General features: G+C 59.4%; 7 protein-coding genes. 4 read left to right on the top strand and 3 right to left on the bottom strand.

Going from position 1 to position 5992, the window contains the following annotated elements:
• Positions 1–313 precede the first annotated feature (313 nt).
• From KBZ15_RS16570 to KBZ15_RS16555, 4 genes are all read left to right on the top strand, one after another.
• Positions 314–580 (top strand): hypothetical protein, encoded by a 267-nt coding sequence (locus KBZ15_RS16570; RefSeq protein WP_255016308.1) that lies wholly within the window; start codon positions 314–316, stop codon positions 578–580.
• A gap of 281 nt (positions 581–861) precedes the next feature.
• The gene (locus KBZ15_RS16565) at positions 862–1413 is read left to right on the top strand and encodes a hypothetical protein (protein WP_255016307.1); all 552 of its coding nucleotides are present in this window, start codon (positions 862–864) and stop codon (positions 1411–1413) included.
• Complete coding sequence (terL, locus tag KBZ15_RS16560; RefSeq protein ID WP_255016305.1) at positions 1413–3200, top strand: phage terminase large subunit; 1788 nt, start codon at positions 1413–1415, stop codon at positions 3198–3200. The genes KBZ15_RS16565 and terL overlap by 1 nt, the downstream gene beginning before the upstream one ends.
• 43 nt (positions 3201–3243) lie before the next feature.
• Positions 3244–3807 (top strand): sigma-70 family RNA polymerase sigma factor, encoded by a 564-nt coding sequence (locus KBZ15_RS16555; protein ID WP_255016303.1) that lies wholly within the window; start codon positions 3244–3246, stop codon positions 3805–3807.
• 23 nt (positions 3808–3830) lie between these two features.
• On the opposite strand, the gene KBZ15_RS16550 is transcribed toward KBZ15_RS16555, so the two are convergent.
• The 3 genes from KBZ15_RS16550 to KBZ15_RS16540 all read right to left on the bottom strand — a co-directional run.
• Positions 3831–4406, bottom strand: a complete 576-nt coding sequence (locus tag KBZ15_RS16550; RefSeq protein ID WP_255016301.1) for a DUF6155 family protein — start codon at positions 4404–4406, stop codon at positions 3831–3833.
• The gene (locus KBZ15_RS16545) at positions 4382–5074 is read right to left on the bottom strand and encodes a hypothetical protein (RefSeq protein ID WP_255016300.1); all 693 of its coding nucleotides are present in this window, start codon (positions 5072–5074) and stop codon (positions 4382–4384) included. Before KBZ15_RS16545 ends, KBZ15_RS16550 begins: the two co-directional genes overlap by 25 nt.
• 652 nt (positions 5075–5726) lie before the next feature.
• Positions 5727–5992, bottom strand: a 266-nt coding sequence (locus tag KBZ15_RS16540) for a hypothetical protein (RefSeq protein WP_255016297.1), incomplete at its 5' end; no start/stop codon positions are given.

Here is a 5992-nt window from a genome sequence, read left to right as displayed (position 1 = left end):
CACGCGCAAGCGGCACTACAGCGGCTCTCCAGCAACCAGCAACCAGGCACTGATACCCCTTATCCCAAGCCATGGGCGAACAACAGAACCCAAACCCCACACCCGACCTCGTCGGCATGCGAGTTACCCGGCTGCCCCGCAATGGCCCCAGGCCTGGTCAATCCACCAGTGCCTGGCTATACGGCAAGCAACGTGCCGCGGAACGTTTACTGGATGACCCACGCACCCAGATGCGTGGCCTCATCGGCCGCCGGTACGGCCGTAGCTGAGCAACTGCACCAGAGCCCTATACCCCACTGCCCTTTCCAGCACCATGACAAGCAGCAACCTCCAGCCACTGGCAACTGCCAACACCGAGTCACTGGAGACAGTGCGAGTGCGCATCGCCGTGATGGTGGATCGCCTGGGCCAATGGGTCGCCTCCGGGTCGTCGGATATGGATGAGTCGGAGCTGGTTAGTGAGGTCTCCGGAATCCTGGACAACGTCACCTGCCTCAGCTGGATTGAAGCCGACGTGCCCCGCCAGGTGCCGGTTATTGACGGCACCGTGGTTTCCAGCCAGGTCCAGCAGGGCGCCTGACGATTGGAACTTCAGTCCTGACGCAGCGCTTCAGCACCACCAGTCGCTGGTCGTTCAGCTTCCAGTTCATGCATCCCGTGCTGGTTGAGCAGGCGGCTGCTTGGGAGGACAACTTGGCGATCGCTACAGATCTCACATCCCACTGACTGCATCCGCCGCGGGCCCTGCATGACTGAGTAGTGACTGCTGTTCCCTAGCGCTTTTATTTAGTACGCTAGTGAGCGTTAACAAAAGGACTTACCGCGAACCTCGTCCAGCCCACCGTTGATCCACGCCAGCAGGTGCGCCTGGCGCTGATGGCAGCACTTGGCGAGATCACACCAGAAGACCCAGCGATCGAGGTGTTGCGCAATTCCGCTCCCCTGGAGGACGCAGACGGCAACCCCATCTGGCCCGAGCCGCCGCCGGAGCACAAAGGCAGGGGACGCAGCAAACGCAATCCGTCCGCTGTTGGTGTCAGCAAGCGCTTTCCGCAGCAGAGCGTCTCGCCACGCCCCAGCCGCTCTGAGGTGGAGCAGCGCATCGCCACGCTCCAGCTATGGCTGACGCAGCGCCAACCCGCGCTGATGATCCGCGACCAAGCAGCGCTGCTGTGGGAGATGACCTCCTACACGACCCTCAAGAAGTACCTGCGGGTGGCCCGCTCTCGCATGGTGGAGGAGCTGGTGGAAGACCGGCTGGTCCATCAGGCAGAAGCCATCTACGCATTACAGGACGTGGCTCGTCGTGCAGCCGACGCCGAGCAGTTCTCCGCCTCCGTGGGCGCCCATCGGGTGCTGGCGGAGATCACTGGCATGCTCCGCGCCCCGGTCAAACCAACGGCTGCCGCCTGATGCCCGCTTCTCTTACGGCGGCATCCCTCTCTGATCGCCAGGGCGCAGCTTTGGTCGGTGGCCTGCTGGGTTCCACGGACCATGGCGATCCCTGGCGCGATGCCGGCGTGCTGGGTTACCGCGCCCCAGCCATGGAGGCGACCAAAACAGCACCGCGCAGCTTCCGCGACTTCATCAGCGAGGCCTACCCCAGCTACGCCTTTCACACCTGGGCCGAGCGGCTGATTGCCCTGCTGCAACGCATCGCCGATGGCCAACTCAACCGCCTGATCGTCTGCTGTCCCCCAAGGCTGGGCAAATCACTGCTGGTCTCCAAACTCTTCCCGGCCTACTGGGTGAGCCGCTACCCGAGTCGCGTCTGCGCCATTGCCTCCTATTCAGCCGAGCTGGCCTACGCCCACAGCCGGGAAGCACGGCACTACTACCGGGCCTGCGGCCATGCCCTCTCCAAGGACTCCACCGCCGTGGGCAACTGGCTCACCCCTGAGCGTGGCGGCTGCATTGCCGCCGGCGTGCGCGGTCCCTTCACCGGCAAGGGCTATGCGCTGGGAATCATCGACGACCCTTACAAGGGCCCAGAAGATGCCAACTCCGCCGGCCAGCGCCAGAAGTTGATCGAGTGGTTCCAGTCCGTCTGGCTGACTAGATCGGAACCCGGGGCCCCAGGGGGGCCCACGCGATGGGGGGTTGCAGATGAAGGCCCAAGTGCTGGGCAGGGAGAAGGGCAGGAGCAGGAGCAAGAGAGGCTGGGGGCTGGCTCTGCAGCACAGGTGGTGGTGCTGACCCGCTGGCATCAGGACGACCTGATCGGCTGGCTACTGGAGCAGGAAAGCGGCGACGCACCGCAGCACTGGCAGGTGCTCAACCTGCCGGCCACTGCCGAGCCGCCCGAGCAGCAGCTGCAGTTCCCGGCCACCTGCACGCTCGAGCCGGACTGGCGCCAACCCGGTGAGCCCCTCTGCCCGGAGCGGTTTCCCCTGGCTGAGCTTGAGCAGATCAAGATCCGCGCCGGCAGCTACTGGTGGAATGCCCTTTACCAGCAGCGACCTTCTCCGGCCGGTGGTTTGCTGTTTCAGCGGCAGTGGTTGCGGCAAGTGCCGCAGCGCCGCCCAAGCAGCCAGCACCAGGCCCGGTTGGGCCAGAAGGCCTATGCCCCCTTGGTGCTCAGCTGCGATCTCAGCTTTAAGGGGGGAGAGGGGAACGACTACTGCGCTTTTGTGTTGCTGGGCCTGGTGGCAGAGCCTCAGCAGCGCCATCCCGCGGCGGAAGCCAGAGCCCAAGGACAGCAGCTGCACCGCAGTGCCGCAAATCTCCCTGCTCTACCCCCACCCACTCAGGAGGGCGCCGGAGCGAGCGCCCACCTGATCGAAGTGCTCTGGGCTCGCCACCAGCGCCTCGATCTGCCCGGTGTCGTCAAAGCCCTCAGCGAGACCCTGGCCTCTCTGGCTCTGCAGGGCCTTACCCCTGATGCAGTCTTGATAGAAGACGCCGCCAACGGTCCAGCTGTCTGCCAGCTGCTGCAGCGTCAGATCCCAGGACTGATGGCGGTGCGGCCAGTAGGCAGCAAGGTGTCCCGCGCCCATGCCGTCGCACCACTGCTGGAGGCAGGGCAGCTGGGCTTCTGCCAGGGCGGCAATGACGAGTTGATTACCGAGCTGCTGGGGTTCCCCAATGCCGCCCACGACGACCTGGTGGATGCCTTTTGTCAGGGCGTGATCTGGCTGCAGAACCAGCACTGGCGGGGCAACGGCAGGGCTACTCCCAGGCCGCTGCTTTTCTCCCGCTGAGCCCACCAAGAGGCAGGCCTTCTTCTTCCACTGCATCTGCGTCATGAGCGTCACCATTGCAATCCATCAACCACGGGCGCCACGGCCGAATCCATCAGAGGGAAGCGGACTAGGGAGCGGCAGCAGCCAGCGGCGCCCAAGGCATTGCTGCAGGCAGCCGCGGCGCTCGATCCATGCCGCTGCAGATGCGCTGGTGCTCGAGCACCTGCCCTTTGCCTCACGGGTAGCGGCTAACTACGCGCGCCGCACCGGCCACCCCAAAGAAGACTTGGAGCAGCTGGCAGCGATCGGGCTGATCAAGGCCTCGCGCCGCTACGACAGCCAGCGGGTAAACCGCAGCTGCTCCAACTTCATCGCTTACGCCAGGCCGTTTGTGAACGGCGAGATCACCCACTACCTGCGCGATAAGGGCTTCTTGATCTCGGTGCCGGGCCGCTGGCGGGAGCTGCATGCCAGGGGCCAGAAGTTGCTCAGGCAGGGCCTGCCTCCAGATCAGGTGCCGCAGCAGCTTGGGCTTACGCCGGAGCGCTGGGCTGAGATTGCAGCCGCTTGCTCAGTGCGGGTGGTGGCGATGGCGCTAAGCCAAACGGATGAATCCTTGGAGTGATGTCCTCTTGCCCGGAGTAGCCGTCAATTCCGGTCAGGAAAGGCAGCGGAGTAGATCTGCTTGAGTCCATCGTGATAGCCCCAGCCGATACGAGAAGACGAGCGCACGACTTCAGCGAACCGATTTCTGAAGGCCTGCTGCAATTCATGGGGCAGGACGCAGATGGTTTCAGCAGCTCGGCGGGCCATGGCGAGTAAGGCGTTGTAGAAGCCCGCATCAACATCGCCGTACTCCACCGTAAAGGCGTTGCCCTGCTCTAGGAAGGCCAACATCAGATCTGCTTGGGCGATTGGATTGGCAACTGCTTTGCAGAAATCGGCAACGACCTTCTTGGCTTTGGCGACTTGCAGCGGACGATCGCGTTGCATATCTGGATATAGACAATCACCTACAACCACCTTGGTCTCTTCCAACACGGCCTCTGCATCCGCGAAGCGGGCATGGAGAAAGGTCTGGTTCTGCTTGGAGAGTCGATAAAGCTCGGCAGTAAGACCGATCAGTTCGTCGCGGTTGAGTTTGATAGCCGCTGATTTAACTGCTGACCATGTTTGCTTAGGCATACTGAAGATCAATACTACATGGATGTCGTTGTCAACCAAAGATAGCGCTTGAGATCTAGGCTACCAGCTACTGCCTCCAATGAGTAGTTATCCAGCGCGGCTGGCATCTGCTTGTCACGCACGAAGCGAGGCAGGCCCGATAAGCACTGAATGTGACCGGTAAAGCGATGATTTGGAACGAAGCAGAGTAGGGGCTTTGTTTCGCTTGAGAAAGTAGCCGCACCAGTGGAAATTATGTCTTCGGTCCATCCACTTGATCCCTTTGTCCAAAGCGCTGCTTCAAAATCCGTGCAGTTGTAGCGGATTGTCAGCCGAAACTCTGTATCTCTCGGTAGAGGTTTAACTGCGCTGCATCTCTTGACTCCGGCGCCTTTGAGCCTGATAAAGCCCTTCTCATCTGCAACTACAGTCACGATACCTCCGGATTCCAAGATCGGCCCCATCGAACTTTCGTGATGCAGCCTGCCAAAGAAGAGAAAGGTACCTCGATCCGAGAGCTGAACTGATTGAACGCAATGCTCTAATTGAGGCGCCGCGATCCAGCGATGGATCGCTAGAGGCGTCCCGACCGCAATATGGCTATCTGGAAAGTCCTTAACGTTATACGTACATATCGCATCACACTTCGCTGCAAATGCGGCGCCCCAAAGCAGGTGATCACTTTCATCCAACGGGGTGATGCCCTCCGGTGGCGAGGCATCCGGCATCTGTAACGCTTCAAGCGAGGCTAGGTAAGAGCGGAGAACGCGTGCCGCAACCTGTGCGATACGCGTACTTGGAGCATCGCGGCCGATGAGGTAGTCGCATTCGGCTATAACTGACCGTGACCCAGCCCCCTCAATAGAGCCGAGATAATGCACAATGGTCGAGCTTGGGTTCTAAAACAATTAGAATTCGAACCCATCGCACGACGCGGTGACTATTCTTACTTCAGACTCGCATCAAATCTGTATCCTTTCGTGATACCTACTGAATCGAGTTTTGGAGGAGCTTCGGCCGTGCCCCGGGTAAGTATGTAAGCACTTCCATATATTTTGCCCAGGTTTCCTTGCTGCTGCTCTGGATCCCATTCGCAACGTATGTCGACAATGGTGGTGAATTAACCAGGATGAGCTTCTGTCTTAATTGTCTTTTTATTTGCCCAGTCATATCTTCCGTCAAGAATGCCTTTACTAGCTGGATCACGCATAAATTCGTTTACCTCCTTCCAGCATAACTTGATTGCGGTTTTTTGGTCGTATGGCTTTGGTTGATTTTTCATCCATCGGAAAATCGGTATCGTTATTAACGTGATAGACCCCAGCAGAAAGAATCCTGCCATCCATTTCCGTTTGCCAGCTCTTTTCAAAGTAAGTATTTTTATGAGTCCACCCCGATTCCCTCGGCTCTCGCAACGACGACTACGTGGTTCATTAGGTCTTGATGAGCAGCTGGTCTGGTGATGCCATCAGAATAAATTTCCCTAATCGATGTATTTATCAAGGGAAATCCAATTTGATCCTTAACTGTTTCAATTAGGTCTTGATAGAAGTTGTTGGGAAAATTTGCCATGAATTTATTAACAGCTGTCAGGGTGCGAGTGCCAGATGTATCAATAGCGAATTCTGCTGGAGCTGCTATGTCCT

It is taken from the genome of Cyanobium sp. BA20m-p-22 (assembly GCF_024346275.1).
Classification (GTDB): Bacteria; Cyanobacteriota; Cyanobacteriia; order PCC-6307; family Cyanobiaceae; genus Cyanobium_A.
This window is presented reverse-complemented; position numbering and strand designations above follow the sequence as displayed.